The sequence below is a fragment of the Paenibacillus sp. PL91 genome (assembly GCF_012935325.2).
GTDB lineage: Bacteria > Bacillota > Bacilli > Paenibacillales > Paenibacillaceae > Pristimantibacillus.
Genome location: NZ_JABBYG020000015.1, coordinates 24,021 through 48,286 on the forward strand (window position 1 = coordinate 24,021; position 24,266 = coordinate 48,286).

At 49.3% G+C, this 24,266-nt stretch carries 14 protein-coding genes; all 14 read left to right on the plus strand.

Going from position 1 to position 24,266, the window contains the following annotated elements:
* The first annotated feature begins 166 nt into the window (after positions 1–166).
* The 14 genes from HI950_RS26280 to HI950_RS26345 all read left to right on the plus strand — a co-directional run bounded on the left by HI950_RS26280 (position 167) and on the right by HI950_RS26345 (position 23,339).
* Positions 167–1,984: a sensor histidine kinase gene (locus tag HI950_RS26280; protein WP_169087400.1), complete on the plus strand. Its 1,818-nt coding sequence runs from the start codon at positions 167–169 to the stop codon at positions 1,982–1,984.
* Positions 1,977–3,497, plus strand: coding sequence for a response regulator transcription factor (locus HI950_RS26285; protein ID WP_169087402.1), 1,521 nt, complete (start codon positions 1,977–1,979; stop codon positions 3,495–3,497). The genes HI950_RS26280 and HI950_RS26285 overlap by 8 nt, the downstream gene beginning before the upstream one ends.
* Positions 3,498–3,692: 195 nt before the next feature.
* Positions 3,693–5,162 (plus strand): ABC transporter substrate-binding protein, encoded by a 1,470-nt coding sequence (locus HI950_RS26290; RefSeq protein WP_169087404.1) that lies wholly within the window; start codon positions 3,693–3,695, stop codon positions 5,160–5,162.
* A gap of 80 nt (positions 5,163–5,242) precedes the next feature.
* Positions 5,243–6,181 carry an ABC transporter permease gene (locus HI950_RS26295; RefSeq protein WP_187768167.1) on the plus strand — a complete coding sequence of 313 codons (939 nt, stop codon included), beginning with the start codon at positions 5,243–5,245 and terminating at the stop codon, positions 6,179–6,181.
* A gap of 114 nt (positions 6,182–6,295) precedes the next feature.
* Positions 6,296–7,153 (plus strand): carbohydrate ABC transporter permease, encoded by an 858-nt coding sequence (locus HI950_RS26300; protein WP_169087459.1) that lies wholly within the window; start codon positions 6,296–6,298, stop codon positions 7,151–7,153.
* Positions 7,154–7,185: 32 nt separating this feature from the next.
* Positions 7,186–8,505 (plus strand): glycoside hydrolase family 125 protein, encoded by a 1,320-nt coding sequence (locus tag HI950_RS26305; protein ID WP_169087406.1) that lies wholly within the window; start codon positions 7,186–7,188, stop codon positions 8,503–8,505.
* Positions 8,502–11,624 (plus strand): alpha-amylase family protein, encoded by a 3,123-nt coding sequence (locus HI950_RS26310; RefSeq protein ID WP_169087408.1) that lies wholly within the window; start codon positions 8,502–8,504, stop codon positions 11,622–11,624. The genes HI950_RS26305 and HI950_RS26310 overlap by 4 nt, the downstream gene beginning before the upstream one ends.
* Positions 11,625–11,650: 26 nt before the next feature.
* Entirely contained in the window at positions 11,651–14,389 is a 2,739-nt protein-coding gene (locus tag HI950_RS26315) for an alpha-mannosidase (protein WP_169087410.1), read from the plus strand.
* A 138-nt stretch (positions 14,390–14,527) separates the two neighbouring features.
* Positions 14,528–16,045, plus strand: coding sequence for a spore germination protein (locus HI950_RS26320; RefSeq protein ID WP_169087412.1), 1,518 nt, complete (start codon positions 14,528–14,530; stop codon positions 16,043–16,045).
* A 30-nt stretch (positions 16,046–16,075) separates the two neighbouring features.
* Positions 16,076–17,260 carry a Ger(x)C family spore germination protein gene (locus HI950_RS26325; protein ID WP_169087414.1) on the plus strand — a complete coding sequence of 395 codons (1,185 nt, stop codon included), beginning with the start codon at positions 16,076–16,078 and terminating at the stop codon, positions 17,258–17,260.
* Positions 17,261–17,285: 25 nt separating this feature from the next.
* Positions 17,286–17,495, plus strand: coding sequence for a hypothetical protein (locus HI950_RS26330; RefSeq protein ID WP_169087416.1), 210 nt, complete (start codon positions 17,286–17,288; stop codon positions 17,493–17,495).
* A 33-nt stretch (positions 17,496–17,528) separates the two neighbouring features.
* The gene (locus HI950_RS26335; RefSeq protein ID WP_169087418.1) at positions 17,529–18,647 is read left to right on the plus strand and encodes a GerAB/ArcD/ProY family transporter; all 1,119 of its coding nucleotides are present in this window, start codon (positions 17,529–17,531) and stop codon (positions 18,645–18,647) included.
* A 184-nt stretch (positions 18,648–18,831) separates the two neighbouring features.
* The gene (locus tag HI950_RS26340) at positions 18,832–19,074 is read left to right on the plus strand and encodes a YolD-like family protein (protein WP_169087420.1); all 243 of its coding nucleotides are present in this window, start codon (positions 18,832–18,834) and stop codon (positions 19,072–19,074) included.
* A 269-nt stretch (positions 19,075–19,343) separates the two neighbouring features.
* Complete coding sequence (locus tag HI950_RS26345) at positions 19,344–23,339, plus strand: PA14 domain-containing protein (protein ID WP_169087421.1); 3,996 nt, start codon at positions 19,344–19,346, stop codon at positions 23,337–23,339.
* Positions 23,340–24,266 lie beyond the last annotated feature (927 nt).

A 24,266-nucleotide genomic window follows, 5' to 3' on the forward strand; every position in this document is an offset into this window, starting at 1 on the left:
CCTCACCTTTACATTATACGCGCCTCCCGCCGCGCCATTCAACCCTTCCCATTTTCCACGGCCTCTTGTGTCTACAAATCATCGTGAAGTATTATTAAGCGTTGTAGCGCATATCGTGTTCTCTTATCTCCGATCAATCCGTGCAAACACGAGGAAGGAGCTTATTTTGAAGGCTAAAAGCTTGTACGACAACTATGTCAAAAATAATCTTTTCATGAAAATGATATTATTGTTCGCGCTTATCACAACCGTTACAATTGTGACCTTTTCCTATTTTATGTTTAATGTCATGTCGGAATCGATCATTCGCAATGAGCTTGAAAACCAGAAAAAAGCGATGGAAAGCGTCAACAGCTATATGACCCGCAAATATGAATCGGTGCAATCGATGATGCTGGATGTGTATAGGAATGAACCGTTATCGCTCCATCTCACTTACTTCTTGCAGCATCCTTTTGTAGATTACATGAAATATCAATTGGACCAGTACGCCGATGAGGCTGATATAGATATGCCGAAGGGACTCGATTATTTCGAAAATAAGCTGGATAGCGATGCCGATATAGAGAATTTGATGCTTTACAGCTCAGAGAGGCAGTTTTTGTTCGCTTACAAGCAGGGGCATGTGAGCAGATTAATTTCAACCAACGCCTCGCGCTCCTATATTCCAGATGCGATGGCGCTGGAGAATACGATGATGTCTGTTCCGAATGCTTGGGTACGCCAAGCGATTGATCAGCATGAGCCTAAGCTTTATGCGATGCGCGTACCGATAACGGACAAAAATTCGTTGAAAAACTTGGGACAGCTGCTCGTTTATTTCAACTCGGAGCGCATTCAGCAGGCACTTGCGAGCTATAAGGAGCAATTAAAAGGCTATATTGTTGTACTCGGGCCAACTGGCGAGGTGTTGTTCGACTCCTCTGACCGCTATTACGGCACCCGTTATCCCTATGCGGATAAAATTGAGTCCCTGTATGATACAGCGATGCTTGAACAGGAATCGTATGTGACGACCCTTACTCAAAATCAAGCTGGCTATCTGGTAGTAGGTGTAGCGCCGAAGGCAGAGGTTGCCGCCGCTTATCAGGGGTTGAAGCAAACCATTATATTGATTAGCGCGATTTGCATTATTGTCGTGCTGCTCTTGCCGGTTTTGGTCGTTACTAATTTTGCGAAGCGAACGAATAAAATTATCCGTTTCATGCGCAAGGTGGAGAGCGGCGATTTGTCGGCGCGCATTCAAGACGACAAGGAAGACGAGCTCGGACAAATTTCCAGAAGCTTTAACGATATGCTAGGCGAGCTGACCCGCCATATCGACCGCGTATATAAAGCGGAAATCAAGCAAAAGCATACGGAGCTGGCCGCTTTGCAGGCAAGGGTGAACCCTCATTTTCTATACAATACGCTGGAAGTGATCCGTATGAGGGCTGTCTCACAAGGAGCGAAGGATGTAGGCGAAATGATATACAGCTTGTCGGTACTGTTCAAAAGCTTCGTTCAGCCGAAGGGCGAAAATACGCTAAAGGACGAGCTTGAGACGTCACGCCTTTATTTGGAGCTGTTTCGCATCCGTTACAAGGACAAGCTGTCCTACGAAATTTTATGCGACGAGAACTTGGCAGGCAAAAAAATTATGCGAATGGTGCTGCAGCCAATTATCGAAAATTACGTCGTACATGGCCTACAGCCTCGCAGATCGGATAATCATATTCGGATAAGCGTCTCGGAGGAAGGGGGCCGAGTGCGCATCCAAGCGGAGGATAATGGCAGCGGAATCGAGCCAATGCGGCTGGAATCGATTCGCCAGTCGCTTGATTCGGTGGAGGAGGTAAGCGATTCCTTTGGCCTGCGCAGCGTGCATGAGCGATTGAAGCTGCTATATGGAACGAATTACGGCCTTGAAATTACAAGCACGCTAGGCGTTGGAACGCTCGTAACGATTGAGTTTCCAAGCGAGGAGGAGGAACAGCATGTATAGAGTTTTCATAGTGGATGACGAGCCGTTCATTATCGAAGGTTTGTACGATATTATCGATTGGTCGGCATATGGCCTAGAGATCGTGGGCTCCGCGGAAAATGGCCAGGATGCGCTAGGAGCGCTTATGGAATCGTCGGCGGACATCCTATTGACGGACATTTCCATGCCGATCATGGATGGTCTTACCTTGATTCGCGAAGCTAGAAAGTTCCGGCCGGATCTGAAGGTTATTATTTTGAGCGGCTACAATGAATTTGATTATATTAAGTCGGGACTTAAGCTTGGCGTCGAAAATTATTTGCTCAAGCCGATCAATATCGACGAGCTGCAGGAGACGCTTGTGGGTACGATCGACAAGCTGAATACGACCAGGCCAGACCGGTTATTCAGCGATTATGATATTCGTATTCTTAGGGATAATATATTATATCGCTGGTTAACCGGGCGCATAGCCCCAAACGAGCTGAGCGAACGGACGGATATGCTGGACATTCATCTTGATGCGCCATATCTGGTGACCGCCGTGCTTCGAACGGAGAGTCAATTTGAACCATCCTATGAAGCAGCGCAGCGGCTTGCCGTTCAAGATTCGTCGATGCTGCCGTTTGTGGACATCGATGGCGATCTGGTCATCGTATTTATGCTGGAGGACAAGGTTGCAGGCAAGGAAAAAGCGATGAGCATACTTGAAAATATGCAGAAACGGCTCGCTCCAAGTCCCGTTCGTATTTCCCTTGGCAGCGTGGAGGCGATGGGGGAAGGCGTTCCCCAAAGCTATGCCCATGCCAAAAAGGCGCAGGAATATTTTTTGCTGCTGGATGAGCCTGCTATTTTGGATTATGAGCTGCTTACGGAGAAGCGCGGCATTGAGAATATCGCGGCCCAGCCGCTGAACTGGTCTTCATACTCAAAGCTGATTAAGGCGAAGGATCTGGAAAGCTTGCATGCGGCGATTGATGCTGATTTTGAGCTTTATCAGACGCTTGAGGGCGTTACGCCCGCCTATATTCAAAGCATGGCGATCGAGATGATGATCCGGTTCAAGATGGAGCTGAAAGAAATCAAGCAGGCCGACCAGCCGGAGCTGTACAAAGCAGGCTTCGTGCAGATTATGCAGGCTGAGACGATTGAAGGCTTAGCCGCTGTCGTCAAGGAAGCAGCTGCGCTAACGGTGGATTCGCTTATGCGCGATGTGAAGAGCCCAATTATCCAGCAGCTGCTCGGTTATGTGCATGAGAACTACGCGCAGCCGCTGTCATTGAAATCGCTCAGCCAGCAGTACAACATCCATCCGGTCTATCTCGGACACCTGTTCCAGAAGGAAACGAGTGAAACGTTTACCGAATATATCAACAAATATCGAATCGGCAAGGCTAAGGAAATGCTGAAGGAAACGCAATTAAAGGTGCAGGAAATCGCCATGAAGGTAGGTTACTGGGAAACTGGATATTTTTACAAGCAATTCAAGAAATATGTTGGCATTTCACCCACCGATTATAAAGGACTGCTCTAAAGCAAGACTGGGCAGTCTTTTTTTCTTTAATTTGTACAGCATACCTTTACTTTGTTCTCTATTTGAAAACCGTTACATCCGTTATTTTTAAGTTAGCCCTTAAGACGCATTGCGGATTAGAGGGGGAGCAATAAAGTAAGCGTATGCTTTTGCAATAGGCGTATGCTTCGCAACATGATACGGGGAGGATTTACGATGAGTAGAAAGAAAAGAAGATTTTTGCCGGCGTTAACGCTGATGCTGGTCATGTCCATTGTGCTTAGCGCTTGCGGAGGAAGCAAAAACGAAAGCGCGGAAGGCACTGCCGAAAAACCGGTGGAGCTGATCTGGTACACGATTGGTACGCCTCAAAAAGATGTGGACAAGGTTATGGCTGAAGTTAGCAAATATACAGCTGAAAAAATTGGCGTTACCGTCAAAATGAACATGATCGATTGGGGCGACTACGCACAGAAGCTTCAGGTTATGACAGCTTCAGGCGAAGCGGTAGACATTATGTTTACAGCATCATGGGCGTTCGACTACGTTCAAAACGCTAGAAAAGGCGCATTCATGCAAATCGATGATCTGCTCAAAGAGCATGGACAAGGCATCATCGACACGCTTGATCCGGCCTTCCTTGAAGGCTCCAAAATCGATGGACATAACTACGGCATTCCAGCGAACAAAGAGCTGCCAGCTCAAGAAGTATGGCGCTTCAACAAGCAGTATGTAGACAAGTACAAGCTGGACACTTCGAAAGTGTATTCTCTTGAAAGCCTTGAGCCGCTGCTCAAAACGATTAAAGAAAACGAGCCGGACGTTTATCCGTTCGCCGTTGATAAGAACCAAATGCCTTACGTACCGTACGACTACGTAATCGAGAAGCTGCCAATGGCTGTATCGCTCGATACGAAGGACTACAAAATCGTCAACGTCCTAGACACGCCGGAAATGAAACAAATTTTGAACACGATGCACAAATACTATAAAGCAGGCTACATCCCTACAGAAGCCGCTACGATGGATTCGATGACAGACGTTCAAACGACAGGCAAATGGTTCGCTGACCGTGCGACATCCCAGCCTTTCGCGGACAACCTATGGTCGGCAAGCTACGGCTATCCAGTCGTATCGACGCCGGCAAGCGATGCGCTAATCTATAACTGGTCTGTAATGGGCTCGATGCAAGCTATTTCGGCTAACTCGAAATACCCAGAGAAAGCAATGGAATTCTTGAACCTGCTTAACACAGATCCTGTACTTCGCAACATGGTGGATTCAGGTATCGAAGGCGTTCACTACAAGAAAGCAAGCGACAATGTAATGGAAAACCTTGATGAATCCAAAAATTACGACATGCCAACGTTCTCGCTTGGCAATGTTATGCTCACGTATTTGAATACGACTGACCCTGCGAATAAGTGGGAGGAGTTCAAGAAGTTTAACGATGCAGGTATCCAGGCTCCGCTTCTTGGCTTCAACTTCGATACGTCGAAGGTAACGACGGAAATCGCGTCCGTGCAAAACGTAAGGGAAGAGTATTGGGCGGCACTTATGACAGGAACGGTAGATCCTGAAACTTACTTGGCGCGTGCGAATGAAAAATTCAAAGCTGCTGGTCTTGATAAAATCATGGCTGAGGCTCAGCGTCAGCTTGACGAGTGGAGAGCCGCGAACAAGTAAAAAAGCGGGAGGTATGAGGCGAATGCTTGGCATTCGATTCATACCTTCTCTCATTAATCTGACTGCAGAGAGGTGATCACGTGGGAGCCATAGGGCGTTTTCTCAAAGATATTAACAAAAATACAGCGATGCTGATCATGGTATTGCCAGCTACGATTTGGTTTTTTTTCTTCTCTTACTTGCCAATGGCAGGTATGGTTATCGCGTTTAAGGAATACCGCTATAGCCGGGACGGGTTTCTGGCGAGCATTATCGAAAGCAAATGGGTCGGCCTTCAAAACTTTAAATTTTTATTCAGTACGAACGATGCTTACATCATAACGCGCAATACGGTGTTATATAACATATTCTTTATCGTGCTTGGGCTGGTTATTGCCGTTGCGATGGCGATTATGCTGGCGGAAATTACGAACAAAAGGTTAGCGAAGGTTTACCAAACGGGCATGTTCCTTCCGTATTTCCTATCATGGGTTATTGTAGGCTACTTCGTATTCAGCTTCCTGAGCCTAGATCGGGGCGTTGTTAACCAAGTTGCCGGCTGGTTCGGTATCGATCCAACGAACTGGTATTCTGATCCAACCTACTGGCCGATCATTATCGTAGTTGTGTTTCTATGGAAATCGGTAGGCTACAACAGCGTGATCTATTTGGCGGCTATTATGGGCATCGACAAATCGCTTTATGAAGCGGCGATGATCGATGGCGCCAACAAATGGCAGCAAATCCGCAACATTACGCTTCCGATGCTAACGCCGCTCATTACGATATTGACGCTGCTTGCGATCGGAAAAATCTTCTATGCGGATTTTGGGCTCTTCTATCAGGTGCCTCGCGACTCGGGAACGCTGTACAGCGTAACGAACGTTATCGACACCTATGTATATCGTGGTCTTAAATCGACGGGTGAAATCGGCATGAGCACGGCGGCAGGCCTGTATCAATCGCTTATCGGGTTCATTCTCGTCATTACTTCTAACGGAATCGTTCGCAAATTCAACAAAGACAATGCTTTGTTCTAGTCTTAAAGGCTATCCAGCCGAATAGGCAAGCATTGCGAAGGGAGGAAAACCGCTGTGTCTGCTCAAACGACGAAAGGCCGCGATTTTCATAGGCTGACGCCCGCTTGGAATATCATGTTCCATGCTGTGGCCGGTATTTTTGCTTTAATATGTGTGTTTCCTTTTTTATTCGTTACCGTTATTTCCTTTACGGATGAGTCTACGCTTGCGCGCAACGGCTACCAGCTGTTTCCGGAAAAATGGAGCGTTGACGCTTACAGCTATTTGTTCAAGGCAGGGGATCAATTGCTCCGCTCTTACGGGGTAACGATTGCGGTTACCGTTATTGGTACGGCTATCGGTGTCGTGTTCACGGCGCTATTCGCTTATGCCATCTCACGCCATAGCTTTAAATATCGCAACTTCTTTGCCTTCTTTGCCTTCTTTACGATGCTGTTTAACGGCGGACTTGTACCGACTTATATTATTGTAACGCAGTTGCTCGGACTGAAGGATTCGATCTGGGCGCTCATATTGCCGCTTGCGGTCAACGCCTTTTATATTATGATCCTGCGTACGTTCTTCTCGACCATGGTGCCGGACGCCATTATCGAATCGGGCAAAATCGACGGCGCTGGAGAGTTTGGCATCTTCTTCAAGCTGGTGCTGCCTTTGTCTCTTCCAGGTCTTGCTACTATTGGTTTGTTCAGCACGCTCGGATATTGGAACGATTGGTTCAACGCGCTGCTGTATATTAACACGCCGAATTTAGTGCCGCTTCAATCGATGCTGATGCGGATTGAAAATAGCATGCAGTTCATTATGCAAAACTCTCAAAACGCGTCGCTCAGCGTTGGCGTGCTGCAGTCGATGCCGCAGGATACGTCGCGTATGGCGATGGTGGTGCTGGCAACCGGCCCGATCGTTTTCGCTTATCCGTTCTTCCAACGCTATTTCATTCAAGGCTTGACGGTTGGTGCCGTTAAAGAATAATAACGAATCTGTTTCCTAAAGGAGCAACTATCATGGAGCAATTTAGATTACCGAAAATTCCAATGCCTGAGCTGACGCTGCCGCAGGCGGTTCAAGACGTGCTGAAGGAAGCAGAGCAGAAGCTGGCGCATCGTCCGAAGCTGCTGCAGCTGTTCAAAAACTGCTTTCCGAATACGCTGGAAACGACGACGAAGCTGATGGATGATGGCACTACCTTTGTCATCACAGGCGATATTCCTGCAATGTGGCTGCGCGATTCGGTCGAGCAAGTCATTCACTACGTTCCGCTTGCGAAGGATGATAAGGACCTGCAGCGCATCATTGGCGGTCTGATCAAGCGCCATATCGCTTATATCCAAATCGATCCGTATGCGAATGCTTTTAACGAGACGGACAATGATTGGCACTGGAATACGACGGATGAGACGGAGATGTCTCCGTGGGTGTGGGAGCGCAAGTTCGAGCTAGATTCGATCTGCTTTTCGATGCGCCTTGCACATGCTTACTGGAAGGAAACCGAGCTGACCGATATTTTTGATTCCGGCTTCAAGGCAGCGATGCGCAGCGTCGTTGAGCTGTGGAAAACGGAGCAGCGCCACTTTGAGCGTTCCCCGTACCGTTTTACCCGTGATAACGGCATTCCGACAGACTCGCTTCGCAATGATGGCCTAGGCATGCCTATCAACTATACCGGCATGATCTGGTCAGGATTCCGCTCAAGCGATGATGCTTGCGATTTCCACTATAACGTGCCTGCCAACATGTTCGCTGTGGTTGCGCTGCGTCAAATGAGAGAGATTGCAGAATGGGTATTCCGGGATATGGATTTCGTGAAGGAGCTGAAAAAGCTCGAGGATGACGTAGATCATGGCATTCAGCTGTATGGCATTTACCAGCACCCGGAATTTGGACCTATCTATGCTTACGAGACGGATGGCTTCGGCAACTATTGCCTAATGGATGATGCAGGCACACCGGGGTTGATGTCTATCCCTTATCTCGGCTATACGACTGCTGATGATCCGATCTACCAGAACACGAGAAAGTTCGCTCTTAGCAAGCATAATCCGTTCTACTACGAAGGTACGGCAGCGAAAGGAATCGGCAGCCCGCATACGCCGCCAGGCTACATTTGGCATATGGCCTTGTCTATGCAAGGGATAACCGCGACAAGCAGCGAAGAGAAGCTGGCTTTGATTGCGATGCTGGAGGCGACCGACGCGGATACGGGCTACATGCACGAGGGCTTCCACGCGGATGATCCGGCACAGTTCACGCGCAAATGGTTCGCGTGGTCGAACAGCTTATTCTCGCAGCTTGTCTACCAGGCGATGAAGGATGATATTCTATGAGCATGAACACGATTATTTTTTATGATTCGTCGTTTCCGCTTAATACGCGGCTAAGCTCCGATTCAGAGGGACAGCTTGTTCAAATAGGCAATGTTGTTCGCGCGAATAGTCTTGGAAAGGCGCTGCGCGAAGCGGACGGAGGATGCTTCGTAAACATGCATGCGCCCTATTTTCCTAAGGAAGCATGGGCTGACATCCTAGCTTTTCTGAAGCGCGGCGGCGGCCTCATTAATATCGGCGGAGCTCCGTTCAAATATCCCGTTTCCAAAAATGAAGCTGGCGCATGGGAGGCGGAATCCGAGCAAACCGCTTATCACCGCGAGCTTCATATTCATGAAGCGCTGCCTGTCGACGCAGCTCCGATTAAGCGTTTGTCTGCGGTGGCTGACATTCCGCTGCTGCAAGGCAAGGAATCGTTGTTTGAGGTTGCGAACACTTGGAATCTAGTGCCGCATGTAACAAAGACCAGCGATTTGCCTCATCAGATGGGCTCGGCAGGTCCAATGGATGCCCAATTGTTCCCGCTTCTAAAAGGCGTCTCTGCTGGAGGCAGAGAGGTTGCCGCACCTGTCGTGCTTTGGGAAAATACGAAGGGCATGTTCGCGGGAGCGCGCTGGCTGTTCGTCAATCAGCCGCTCACGGAGCTATTCTGGCAAGGCGGCGGCGCTGAATCGCTTCGCCTTTGGGCGGAATTTTGCGAAGCAGGGGTAACGGAGCTTTGGATTAAGCCAAACTATGCCTCCTTCGAGCCGGGGGAACGAGCTATGCTAACGCTACAGGCTCAGAACCTTAGCCGTTCTGCCATAAAGAGTGAATCCGCAGTAAGCTGGAGCTTCTCGATTGTGGTTCAGCATGACAGCAAGCCGGAGCAACGCTTTACAACCAGCCTGCAAGAGGATGTTGCAAGCAAGCAGCTCATCGTTCGTATTCCGGTTCCGCTTGAGCTTGCGAGCGGCTACTACAGCGTGGAGTGCAAAGCGGAATCGGCTGCAGGAGAAGTTCGTTTTCTCCGCCAAGGCTTCTGGGGCTTTGATCGCGAGCTGCTTGCAGATGGCAGCCCCGTAACGGCTGAACGCGATTATTTCATGAAGGATGGCCGGCCAATGCCGGTTGTGGGCATGACGTACATGACCTCGGATGTGGCGCGCAAGTTTTTATTTTTGCCGAACGCTTCTGTATGGGAGCGGGATATGGCGCAAATGCGCAAGGCGGGCATCAATTGGATCAGAACCGGCATTTGGACCGCTTATCGCAATGTGATGCAGGTGGACGGACATGCTTCGGAGGAGGCGCTTCGCGCTATTGATGCGTTCCTGCTCACAGCGAAGCGGAATGATCTGCAGGTGACGTTTACGTTCTTCTCCTTTACCCCGGAAACGTGGGAGGGCCAAAATCCATACCTCGATCCAAGAAGCGTAGAGGCTCAAAAAAGGTTTATTAGGGCGATTGTCTCCAGGCACAAGCAGTCGAAGCATGTGGACTGGGATTTAATCAATGAGCCATCGATGTTCGATCCGCCGCGCATTTTCTCCGATGGTCCAAGATCATCGCGCGATCCCTTCGAGCAGGCAGCTTATGCAGCATGGCTGAAGGAGCGTCATGGTTCGATTACGAGGCTGCAAAAACTGTGGAACATGACCCCGGAGCAGCTGCCGAGCTTTGAATCGGTCGTGCCGCCGGAGCCTGAGGAAATCAACTTCGACGTTCAGGATATGCATCAGGGCAAGAAGGGAACGCGGTGGCTCGATTATGTGCTGTTCTCCATGGATATGCATAACCGCTGGGCGAAGCAGCTTTACGATACGATCAAGGAAGAGTGTCCCGATCATATGGTGACGGTTGGGCAGGATGAAGGGCTTGGCGCGCAGCGGCCTTCGCCATTCTTCTATGGCGAGGCTGTTGATTATACGACCGTCCATTCCTGGTGGCTGAACGATCAGCTCGTATGGGACAGCATCTTTGCCAAGACGGCGGACAAGCCAAATCTTGTGCAGGAAACCGGCATCATGTACGTGGAGACGCCAGAAGGCCGCGCGAAGCGTTCGGAGGCGGAGCTGCGGAACATTCTGGAGCGCAAATATGCTTATGCTTTTGCGACGGGCGGAGCTGGCGCGGTTCAATGGATTTGGAACACCAATTTCTATATGGACAACGCCAATGAATCCCATATCGGTGCGCTTCGGGCGGATGGCACGGAGAAGCCGGAGGCAGATGTATCCTATGATTTCGGACGGTTTATGGAAGAGATCAGAGATTTGTTCAAAGGGCGGGAGCTTGAGGATACCGCTGTCGTATTCCCTTATTCAAACGACTTCTCCAACCGCAAGCTGGCGTTTGACGCAACGACGAAAGCAACGAGAGTGCTTGCGTACGAGCTGAATAAACCTTTCCGCGGTGCTTCGGAATACCATTTGGATGAGCTTGAAGCGAATCCTGTTAAACTCGTTATCGTTCCGAGTGCCCATAATATAGACGATAAAGCGCTGGAGCAGCTGCTTGGTTACGTTGAGAGAACGGGTGCGACGCTTCTGCTGACAGGGCCAACAAGCCTAGACGCCTATTGGCGTCCAGTTGATCGCCATTCGGAGCTGTTAGGCGCAAGAGAGCTTGTGAACGTGCTGCGTGAGGAACAAATTCGTATTGGAGATCGCGTGCTGCCTGTCTCTTACGGCAACCGCCGCATCGCACAGGTATGGAAGGAAGCTCCGGTAAGCAATGCTGAGCTTAGCAGCGACCAGCTCATCGAGCTGTCGCACGGCAAAGGGCGTATCATTTGGAGTCCGCTGCCGGTTGAGCTGAATGATCGCATCGAGCCGATCTCGGCATTGTACCAATATGCGCTAGCTTCCGCGGGTTGTTCTGAGGAGCTGGAGTGGATAACAGGCGGACAATTGCCTGGCGTTTACGGCCGCAAGCTGACGTTCCAAGATGGAGCGCTTTACGTGTTCGTGTCAGAGTTCAGCAATCATGCCGCTATTGAAGTGAAGGACCCTGTGACTGGCGTTCGCTACTCCTTTGAACTGGAAAAGGAAAGGTCTGTCCTATTCGCAGTGGATAGCAATGGTCAAATACTATCCGTCTATCGGCCGGAACAAGTTAAAGTGGCAGCAGGATCATAATGATGAACAAGAAGAGGTGTTGAACGATGACCTACAAACGCACAGCCCATATTATCTCGCATACGCATTGGGATCGGGAATGGTATTTGCCCTATGAGAAGCATCATGTCTTGCTTGTGAAATTAATGGATACGCTGCTTCATACGCTTGATACCGACCCGAATTTCAAGAGCTTTTATTTGGATGGGCAAACGATTATATTAGAGGATTACTTGCAAGTACGTCCGGAGAATCGGGAACGCCTTGAACGCTATATTAAGGAAGGCCGTATTCCGATCGGGCCTTGGTATATTTTGCAGGATGCCTTCCTGACGAGCAGCGAAGCGAATCTTCGGAATTTGCAAATCGGCCATCAGGACGCGAGCCGTTACGGCACGATTGCGAAGGTCGGCTATTTCCCGGACACGTTCGGCAATATCGGCCAAGCTCCGCAAATATTGCGACAAGCCGGCATTGACAATGCGGTGTTCGGTAGAGGCGTTAAGCCAACCGGCTTCAATAACACGGTAGCGGATTCCGATTATGAATCGTCCTTCTCCGAGCTGATCTGGGAAGGTCCGGACGGCTCCCGCGTACTGGGCGTGTTATTTGCGAACTGGTACTGCAACGGCATGGAAGTGCCAACCGATGAAGCGGAAGCCAAAGAATATTGGGAGCGCAAGCTTGCGGAGGCGGAGAAATATGCCGCTACCAGCGAGCTGCTGTTCATGAACGGCTGCGACCATCAACCGATCCAGCAGGATTTGTCGGCAGCGCTGGACACGGCAAGACAGCTGTTCCCAGACACGGAGTTTATTCATTCCAATTTCGAAGATTACTTAGCATCTGTGAACGGTTCGCTGAAGCGCGAGCTGTCTGTCGTGAAGGGCGAGCTTCGCAGCCAGCGGACGGATGGATGGTCAACGCTTGTGAATACAGCATCCGCACGCGTTTATTTGAAGCAGATGAATCAGCTCGGCCAAGCGATGCTGGAGAAGGTAGCGGAGCCGCTAGCCTCGCTAGCTTACTCGCTTGGGCATGAATATCCGCATCACTTGTTTACGTATGCGTGGAAAACGCTCATGCAGAACCACCCGCATGACAGCATTTGCGGCTGCAGCGTGGACGAGGTGCATCGCGAGATGGTTACCCGCTTCGATAAGAGCCGCCATGTGGCGGAAGCGATTATTGACGAGAGCAAAGCGGTCATCGCCGATGCGGTCGATACGACGGTATTCGCACAATACGGCGAGGACGCCCTACCGTTTGTCGTATATAATACGACCGGCTGGAAGCGGAGCGGAGTCGTTGAGATCGAGCTGGACGTCGCGCGCATCTATTTCCGTGACGGCTTGTCGCTCGATGAGATGAATCATAAAATGTACGGCATCGATATAACGGGCAGAACGCTAGTTGACCATAAGGGTACAGCAATCGCCCATTCGGCCATCGACCTGGGTCTTCAGTTCGGCTATGATCTGCCGGATGATAAGTTCCGTCAGCCTTACATGAGCCGCAGAGTCCGGCTGACTCTCGAAGCGGAGCAGGTCGCTGCGCTAGGCTTGGCAGCATATGCTTATGTTCGCAACGCTAAAACGGCAGAACAGCCGCTAACAACGCTTGTTGCGGGAGAGCATGCGCTTGAGAATGAATGGCTTCGGATCGACGTGGAAGCCGACGGGTCGTTTAATCTTACCGATAAACGCAGCGGTCAAATTTATCGCGAGCTTGGCGTATACGAGAACACAGGCGATATCGGCAATGAATATATGTACAAGCAGCCGACCGGCGAGCAAGCATTAACGACAAAGGGGCTGCAAGCCAGCATCCGCCTTATCGAGAATACGCCTTACCGAGCAGCGTTGGAAATTGTGCATGAATGGGCAGTACCTGCTTCGGCGGAGCCTTATTTCGAGATCGAGAAGCAAGAGGCGGTTTATTTCCCTAATCGGAAGTCACAGCGCACAGAAGCGACCGTTCCGCTTACGATCCGAACTGAGATTGCGATTAGCCGCTCAGGACAAAGCGTGGAATGGAAGTCTTCCTTTAATAACCAAGCGAAGGATCACCGGGTTCGCGTCTTGTTCCCAACTGATCTTGAGACTTCTGTCCATCAAGCGGATTCCATCTTCGAAGTCGCAACGCGCGATATCGAGCCGACAGCCGAGTGGATCAATCCTAGCAACGCGCAGCATCAGCAGGCGTTCGTCGACGTGAGCGGCGAGCATGCTGGTCTTACGGTTGCGAACCTGGGCCTGAACGAGTACGAAGTATTGCGTGATGGACGCAATTCCATTGCGATTACTTTGCTTCGTTCGGTAGCGGAGCTTGGCGACTGGGGCGTGTTCCCTACGCCGGAAGCGCAGTGTCTGGGCGAGCAAAGCTTTAGCCTGACCCTCATTCCGCATAACGGCGATGGCGCTGCATCCGGCGCATTTGCGGCAAGCTATCAGTTCCAAGTGCCGTGGACTGTCAGCCAGACTGGGGTTCATTCCGGCAAGCTCGCTCCAGTTGGCGCTTTATTCGACTGGGAGGGCAGCGGCCTGGCATTCTCCTCGCTGAAGGTGAATGAGCAATCCGGCGATTTCATGCTTAGATGGTTTAACATGAAGGCTGCTGAGACGGAGCTGAAGCTGTCGGAAGCTGCTGCCGTATCACTCGGTCAAGCATACAAAAGCAATGTGCTTGAGCGTGAAGGCGAAGCACTAGCCGATAATGGACAACCTGTACTGCAAGTGCCGGTTGGGCCATGCGAGATTTTGACTGTAGGCATTAAACATTCCTAAATAATGAAGAAGCCCTCTGCTATGGATATCCATTGCAGGGGGCTTCTTGTTGTTTATGGCGCATGCTCAAAACTTAGTTTAGCGTTATTGCAAGGTGGTCATAATGGGAAGAGACAACAGAAGCGGAGACTGCAGATTATGACGAAGCCAATAAAGGAATTTATCGACGATAAAGCTCGGCTCGAGCATGAGGGAGAGCCGTTAGCAGCAAATATTGAGCAGAATTTAAAGATGATTTTGCATGATTTAGGCGGCAGCGACGATGTTGTCATCCGTGAAATCCGCAGCACTGGCAGCGAAGTATCTACCGCTGCCATTGTATATATTGACGGCATGTCCGATGCGACCATTATTAATGCTTATATTTTTGACTATCTAAACCGCTCGCTGCAGCTTGAACTGGATCATAAAGAGCTCGCGCAGCAGCTTTTATCTGGCATTGGCTCCATTCATCCCGTTGCGAAGACGGGCGAGCTCTATCAATCGCTGCTCTCTGGCGAAGCGATCATCTTCCTAATCGGCAGCGATCATGCTTATCGCGCGGATATTCGCCAGTGGAAAGGGCGCGAGGTAACGGAATCGACCAATCAGACGTCGGTTCGAGGACCGAGGGAGAGCTTTACCGAAACCTTACGGGTGAATACCTCGCTCATACGCCGGAAAATCAAAGATCCGAGGCTGTGGCTGGAGACGATTGCGATCGGTCGAATAACGAAAACCGATGTAACGATCATGTATTTGAATGATATCGCAAAACCTTCCGTCGTTTCGGAGGTACGCTCGCGTTTGCATGCAATTGACATAGATGGCGTACTGGAAGGCGGCTATATAGAGGAATTCATTGAGGACGCAAAGTTTTCCTTGTTTCCTACTGTATTTAATACGGAGCTGCCTGATAGCGTAGCTGCGCAGCTGCTGGAAGGCAAAGTAGCGATTCTAGTGGATGGATCGCCGAACGTGCTTGTAGTCCCGACGCAATTTGTCAGTTTTATTCAATCAACGGAGGATTACTATCAGAGGGCCATTTATGCGAGCCTGCTTCGAATATTACGGTTCATAAGCGGATTTATCTCGCTTCTGCTTCCTTCCCTGTATATTGCCATAACGACCTTTCACAGGGACATGCTGCCTACCTCCTTGTTAATCAGCCTAGCTGCACAGAGGGAGGGTGTTCCTTTTCCGGCTTTTATCGAGGCGGTAGCGATGGAGGTTACGTTTGAGATTTTAAGGGAGGCAGGGCTTAGGATGCCCCGGGCGATCGGGCAAGCCGTTTCCGTTGTAGGTACGCTCGTAATAGGCCAAGCAGCGGTCGAAGCTGGAATCGTCTCCGCCGCGATGGTCATTGTTGTATCCGTAACGGCCATTTCGACGTTTACGTTTCCGGCGTACAGTATGTCGATTCCCATCCGTATGCTGCGATTTGTGTTGATGGGACTCGCGGCAAGCTTTGGCTTGTTCGGCATCATTATGGGCATGTTTACGCTGCTGCTGCATTTATGCTCGCTGCGCTCCTTTGGAGAGCCTTATATGTCGCCGCTTAGTCCGTTTATTGCATCGAATCAACAGGATACGATTGTCCGAATGCCTCGTTGGCTCCATTTTAGACGGCCAAGCACAGCGCAGAAAGGCAATCGGATCAGGCAGCGAAAGAGATAGCAGAGAGATGCTGAAAGGAGTATTGCCTGGATGCTGCATAAAACGGTGATCATCATTCTGTGTACGGTACTTTTGACAGGCTGCTGGAGCAGGCGCGAGCTTAATGAGCTGTTAATTGTACTTGGAGTAGCCTTGGACTGGGAAGACGGGGAATATCTCGTTTCCTTCCAGGTTGTAAATCCGAGTGAAATATCCGCCCAGCGAAGAGGCGGAGATCGTCCGCCAGGCACGCTGTATCAAGGCAGAGGGAAAACGATGTTTGAGGCTGCGCGAGCGTTGACAGCGGAAGCGCCGCGAAAAGTATACATGGGACATTTGCAAATCTATGTCATCGGAGAGAAGCTTGCAAGGAGAGGAATAAGCGATTTTCTTGATAGCACGCTGCGGGATAACGAATCGAGGATGGATTTTAATGTGGTTGTCGCGAAGGGGGCGAAAGCGGAGGATATATTGAAAATCTATACCCCGCTTGAGAAGCTGCCGACCCAAAACATGCTCAGATCGCTGGAAACCTCCGCCAAATCATGGGCGCCGACTGTCTCCATTACGTTGGACGATATTTTAAGCACCCTTTCCGTAGAAGGCAAAGAGCTGGCATTAACCGGCATTCAAGTGATAGGAAGCCAAAAAAAGGCAGAGCTGAAGCAGAATGTAGAAACCTTTAAGCCGATAGGGCATTTCCGATATACGGGACTCGCGGTTTTCAAAAAGGATAAGCTGATAGGCTGGTTAAATGAGAAGGAGAGCAAAGGCTACACGGACATTACCAACCATCTGGACAGCACGTCCGTTGAGCTGCGGTGTGATGTGAATAAATATATGGGCATAGAGATTGAATCATCGAAATCCCGCATTAAAATGGAGCTCATAAACGGAAAACCTGAGGCGCGTATTTATTTTCGAACGGAGGCCAACGTCGTGGAAAGACCTTGCCAGTCTATAGACCTTAGCGATCCAGCTACGATTGTCAAGCTGCAGAATCAGGTCGGGAAAGTGATGAAAGGCAATGCGGAAGCTTCGATCAGACGCGCGAAAAGAATGAAATCCGATGTGTTCGGTTTCGGCTTCGCGCTAAATCAGCAGCATCCCTCCCAGTGGAACCGGGTGAAGAAGGATTGGGATGATCAATGGTTCCCTGCTTTGAAGGTTCATTATGACGTCGAAGTATTTATTCGGAAAACAGGAACGACAGGCAACACAAAAATGAAATCATAGACGATTTTGAGCGGGGGTGCTGCTGATGCCGTCTTTCATTGGCGTAGTCATTTTTGCGATACTCGTCGCTTGGTGGGAGATGCCGATGCTGCTGGAGAAAAAGCGTAAGAAGGAGATAGCCGCGTTCCTTACGCTCCTTCTTCTTGGTACAGCTTTGTACGGCGCATTAGCCATGAATGTGAAGCTGCCTAATCCGTTTCTTCTCATTAAGCTTGTCTACGGGTCGCTCGTTTAAGCAAAAAGTGGTTAAGAAGGGGGAGGAGAATCGATGGATAACGGCATGGCAAGCAGCAATGTCCAAATATCGGCAAGGCAATTTATGATTTTGGTTTTTATGTATACGATAGGGGATTCCATGTTCGTTATTCCAACGTTGATCGCGGATACCTCTAAGCAGGACGCGTGGATTTCGATGCTGATCAGCCTCTTCTTCGGACTTGCGGCAGGCGTATTATTCGGATTGCTGGCGAAAATGATGAAAGGCGTCGGGATGATTACGTTCATCCAGCGCTCATTGGGGAATGTGGCGGGCAGCCTCGTCGGCTTATTGCTTCTCACTTATTTCTTTTATATCCATATGACTTTAACGAGCGAAATGAGTCAATTCATGACGACGCAGCTCATGCCGGAGACACCGATTAACGCAATTGTTATGTTATTTATGGCGGTTATTATTATTGCTTACCGACTTGGCGTGGAAGCATTTGCCCGAATGGGAGAGCTGCTTTTTCCCGTATTTCTGGTGTTATTTCTGTTTATGCTCGTCTTCCTCCTGCCGCAAATCGAGCTCTCCAAGATGGAGCCTGTGCTCGCCGAAGGGCTTGCGCCAGTCATGAACGGCGTACTTTCTTCCTTTACGATCCCGTTCTCGGAGGTTTTCGTTATATTAATGCTTGCCCCGCATGTTTCGGGTAAAAAAGGGACGATGAAGCCGCTCTTGCTGGGAATCGCTTTAGGGGGCGCGATACTATTAATAACCGTCCTTCTGTGTGTGTTAGTGCTCGGCTCAAGCTTAATGGAGACTAAATATTATCCGATGTACATACTCGCTCAGAAAATAAGGGTCGGGGGTTTTCTGGAGAGAATAGAAGCCATTCTTGCATTTATCTGGATCGTAACCGTGTTCTTTAAAACGCTTGCTATTTTTTATGCCATTACGCAAGGGATAACCCAATTGCTTCGGTTAAAGGAGAGCAATATGCTGACGATACCTCTTGCTATGATCTTATTGGTAGGCTCTGTAATCAGCATCCCGAATATTGTTGTATATAATGAAATCAATAAAAACGATTGGCCCTTGTTCGACCTGACGGTATGCGTGCTGCTTCCGATTTTATTGCTAGGCTGGTTCTATTTAAGGAGAAATCACGATCATAAGGTCCAATAAGCTGGAGAAGCATAAGGAAAACATTTGGTTACTCTTGTATTACCGCTAACAGAGTCAAACGCCAACATGCTATAATAGATCTATTCGCGTAACTTAAATGGATAGGATTAGGGTCTCCTCGGAGCGGAGGAGATCCTTTTTTATTGAAAATACAGTTGCCATACATAGCAGGAGGGGAAAAAGGATGGCAAAAGGACCGAAGCGGCCAACAAGAGATGAATTTGAGCTTGAGGAGCTGGGCGAGAGATTGGTAGAGGCCAAGCAGGAAGGCACGGAGCTGCTGCTGACGATTTGGGCGGCGGAAGAGAAAGTAAGAGGCGTCATTACAGCGCTCGATTCAAGAACGAAGAAGGTTCATGTCGAGCATATGGGTAGCCTAACAAAGGTTCCTTTCCTCGATATTATGAAGGTTGAAAGCCCTTATTAAGAAGATGAGCTTCTGTGCAAAAAAAGATTTCTATATTCGTCAGGCTGGAGGCCTCCCTCGTTCACGTGCTGAACGATCGGAGGCCTCTTTCTGTATTTAAAAGTACGGCGGGAATTCACAACTTTTCGCCAAATATTACAAATACTTACCAATCGATTATTTGTACAATACTCTTGTCGGGAAGGGGGAACGATGCAAAAAATGGATGAACGAAAAAGCTCGCTTTAATTGCACGTCAAATCAGGAATCAGGGAAGGAAGCTGAAACGAATGAGAAAACGTACCGTTTCACTTATCATGACTGTGATGATGATCCTGCAGGTGTTCGGCGTGTCTACTGCAATGGCGGCAGAGGCTGAGGCGGGCACCAGTGCGGAGAACCGTGGATTAAAGGCAGAATATTACACGACATCGGGAAGAGGGCAATTTGATTTTAAAACGTTAAAGATTACGACAGTAGATGCTAAGATTGATTTTGCAAATATTAAACCTATTCTGAAAGCGTTTACGGGTCAGGATGAGTTTAATGCCGTCCGCTGGACGGGCGAGTTGGAGGCGCCGGATACGGATGATTACAAGTTCTATATCATGGCGGACAACGGCTTCCGACTATGGATCGACGGCAAGCTGGCTATCGATCACTGGGTTAATGATTGGGACAAGGAGCAGACGAGCGCGGCGATTCATTTGGAAGCAGGCAAGAAGGTTAGCTTTAAATTGGAATACTTCCAGGACTTTGGCGGTGCCAACATTCATTTAAAATGGTCCGGCGCAAGCTTGGCGAAGCAGGTTATTCCGGAGAGTGCCTTTCTGCTGCCAGCGGGATATGTGAATCACAGCCCTGATCAGAGTGCCATTCTGCAAGATGGGCTGCAAGCGGAGCTTCGATTTGGCAGCGAGTTGCAGTCCGTTCCGGCTGATGCGGCTAAGCATTTTACGGTTGCAGCCGGACTGCGCAATCATATTCCGACCAGCGCAGTCCTGAAAGCGAACGATCCATCCGTTATTCAGCTAAAGTGGGATATTCCCGTCTATAAGCCGGATAACGCAATTATGCTGACGTATGATGGGCAAGGCGGGATTCTGAGGAAGGACGGACAGCCTTTGTCAACGTTTGTAGCTACAAAGGTGACTAACGGCTCCGAATTTATGATTCAATCGCCTTGGGCAGAGGATGTGGATAAAGACCAAGTATTGCCGGAATATCCGCGCCCGCAGCTAGCTCGCGACAAATGGCTCAATCTAAACGGCGAGTGGGAGTTTGAGAGCGGCAGCAAGCAAACGGACCTGCCTACGGGCAAAAAATTAAGCGAAACGATTCTCGTTCCTTTTGCTGTAGAGTCCCAGCTATCCGGACTGGAGCGCCAGGAAGAGGAAATGTGGTACAAACGGCAATTTACGCTTCCTGCCGATTGGAGCGGTAGCCGAGTGCAGCTTCATTTTGGAGCCGTTGATTTTGAAGCGACAGTCTATGTCAATGGACATGAGGTTGGCAAGCATCGCGGCGGTTATACGGGCTTTAGCTTTGATATAACCGATCAATTGGCAGCGGGGCAAAATGAGTTGATCGTGTATGTGACAGATCCGACGGACGAAGGCGGCTATACCATCGGCAAACAACGGAATGTGCCGGAAGGGATCTGGTATACGTCGGTATCGGGCATTTGGCAGACGGTGTGGCTGGAGCCGGTAGCTGCTGCCTCGATCGAAAAGCTGGACATGACACCGAATCTTGCTAATGATTCGTTGAAATTGAAGGTTACTGGAAGCAGCGGCGTTACCGATGAAACGGTCGAAGCGATTGTGTTAAAGGAAGGACAGGAAGTAGCCCGCATAAACGGAGCAGTAGGCGAGGAATTGTCGATTCAAATTCCGAATCCGCGGCTATGGTGGCCAGATGATCCGTTCTTGTATGACCTAAAGGTTAATCTGGTGAAAGGCCCGACGAGCGTGGATGAAGTAGCCAGCTATTTCGGCATGCGGGACATAAAGCTTGGCAAAGTAGACGGGATTATGCGTCCGCTTATTAACGGCAAATTTATTTTCCAAATGGGACCGCTCGATCAAGGGTATTGGCCGGATGGCTTATACACAGCGCCAACGGACGAAGCCTTGAAGTTTGATATCGAAGCGGCGAAGCGGCTTGGCATGAACATGATACGGAAGCATATGAAGGTAGAGCCTGATCGTTGGTTCTACTGGGCCGATAAGCTCGGCGTCGTGGTGTGGCAGGATCAGGTGAGCAAATTCGGCGATTCAGCCGATAACCGGGCACATCTCGAGAAGGAATTCAAGGAAATGATCGACCAGTTCCGCAATCATCCTTCCATTGTCGTCTGGACGGTGTTTAATGAAGGCTGGGGACAATACGATACGGAACGGTTGACGAATTGGGCGATGAGCTACGATCCGACACGCCTCATTAATAACGCGAGCGGCTGGACGGATAAAAATGTCGGCCATCTCGTCGACATGCATAACTATCCGGCGCCTAATGCGCCGAATGCTACGGATACCCGTGCAGCTGTACTCGGTGAATACGGCGGACTCGGCCTGAAGGTGCCAGGGCATGAGTGGAACTCCAACGTATTTAGCTACGAGGAGCAGGAAAGCGTTGCGAAGCTGACGGATCGTTACGTGAGCTTCATTAATCAGCTGAAGGAATTAAAGAAAACGGGACTTAGCGCTGCGGTGTACACCCAAATAACAGATGTTGAAATGGAGATTAACGGACTGCTCTCCTATGACCGCAAGGTTGAGAAAGCAGATTTTAACCGCCTTGCGCAGGCACATAAGGAGTTAATCGGCAGCTTCCACGTTACGGATTTAACGAATGCGATAGCGAAAGCACAAGCTGCGCTTGATAAGGCGGTTGTCGGCGAAGAGCCTGGCCAATATCCGCAGGCGGCAAAGGATGCTTTAGCGGCAGCGATTGCAGCAGCGCAGATTGTGGCGGATAAGCCGGATGCTGCGGCCGAAGAGATCGAGCAGGCGATCAATGCGTTGAACGCAGCGCTCGTGAAGTTCGAGAAAAGCGTGATGAAAGCAGCGCCGCCGATTCCGACGAAGGCATGGGTCGATTCGTTCGATAAGCCAGCCTTAAAAGAGGAATGGAGCATTCATAATGCGGATGCTAGCGGCTGGACGCTTACGGATAACCCTGGCTCCTTGCGGATTGTGACGCAAAGAGGGGAGTTGTTTGAGTCGTCGAATGACATCAAAAACGTGTTCCTGCGCGACCTTCCGAGCGAAGATTTTGAGGCAACGATAAAGTTAACCGCCCCTGTCCGTAAAAATCACCAGCAAGCCGGCTTAATCGTATGGCAGGATGTTGATAACTACGTGAGATATGGCCATGTGTGGGATACGCTTGGTGCAGCGGGATACAGCTTAGAAACGGCCAAGGAAGTGAATAAGAAATATTCGAAGGCGGCGAATATGGCGAAGCATCCGGGAACGGATGATGTATTCATGAAAATCCAAAAAGTCGGAAATGTGTATACGACTTATTTCTGGAATGGAAGCGTGTGGCAGCAAGCTGCAGATCCGCTAACGGCAGAGCTGGGTCAAGTCAAGATCGGCATCTACGGTTTTTCCGCGCTGGATAGCACATCGATCAATGCGGATGTTGACTATTTCACGGTTCAATCGTTAAACGAGCAAGCGCCGCTAAGCATGACATTGGATGGCGCTAGCAGCGTGAAAGAAGGCTCGACGTTTAAAGTGAAGCTCGGTGCGGCAAACGTGACGGATTCCGTATACGCCTCGGATATTACACTAAGCTATGATGCGAATTTGTTCGAGCTGACGCAGGTAGACTCTGCAGCGGACGGAATTGAAGTCGTGAAGGTCGTTGATGACGGAAAAGGCAGTGCCCGCATCGTGCTGGTGAACATAGGCGACGACCATCAGGTCAAGCAGGAGCTGCTGCTCCTTGATGTAGTCTTTAAGGCAAAAGGAGCCCCTGCTGCCTCTGGAAAAATCTCGGTAATTAAAGCGGTATTGGCGGATGGAGAGGGCAACGAGACAGAAGCGGCGACCGCGGAGCTTACAGTAAGGATTGAAGACAGCGGCAGCGGCTCAGACGGCGATCTGAATGAAGACGGCAGATACTCCGTGGGAGATTTGGCGATCATGGCAAGCCACTATGGCAAGGACAGCAGCAGTCCGGATTGGAACGCTGCCAAAGCGGCCGACTTGAATGGCGACAAAAAGGTCGATATTCTAGACCTTGCGATGATGGCACAGAAGGTTTTGAATCCGTAAAACGGATGGAATGAAGGAATGAAGGAATGAAGGAATGATGGAATGAAGGAATGAAGGAATGATGGAATGGGATCATGGCTTTTATAGCGTGGTTCCATTTTTTAATGAAGATAGTAGACGTATGTGGTGGAATGACTGGTCGTTTCGAAATAGATCTAGAAACTAGATCTATTATTATTAAACTAACTCAATTTACAGAAATAGGTCTAGAAAATAGACTTATTTCAGCACGTACCCCCACCAAATCGCCATCTGGGCACCTTCGCAAGGAAATAGATCTAGAAACTAGATATATTATCATTAAACTAACTCGATTCACGGGAATAGGTCTAGAAAATAGACTTATTTCAGCACGTACTCCCATCAAATCGCCATCTGGGCACCTTCGCAAGGAAATAAGTCTAGAAACTAGATCTATTATCATTAAACTAACTCGATTCACGGGAATAGGTCTAGAAAATAGACTTATTTCAGCACGTACTCCCATCAAATCGCCATCTGGGCACCTTCGCAAGGAAATAAGTCTAGAAACTAGATCTATTATCATTAAACTAACTCGATTCACGGGAATAGGTCTAGAAAATAGACTTATTTCAGCACGTACCCCCACCAAATCGCCATCTGGGCACCTTCGCAAGGAAATAGATCTAGAAACTAGATATATTATCATTAAACTAACTCGATTCACGGGAATAGGTCTAGAAAATAGACTTATTTCAGCACGTACTCCCATCAAATCGCCATCTGGGCACCTTCGCAAGGAAATAGATCTAGAAACTAGATCTATTATCATTAAACTAACTCGATTCACGGAAATAGGTCTAGAAAATAGACTAATCCATCGAAAGTTACTTTGAAGCAATCTGCAAAAATCGCAAAAAAGTGCGAACATGTTGTGGGAGTAGGAAGAGGAGCAGCCTAGAATAG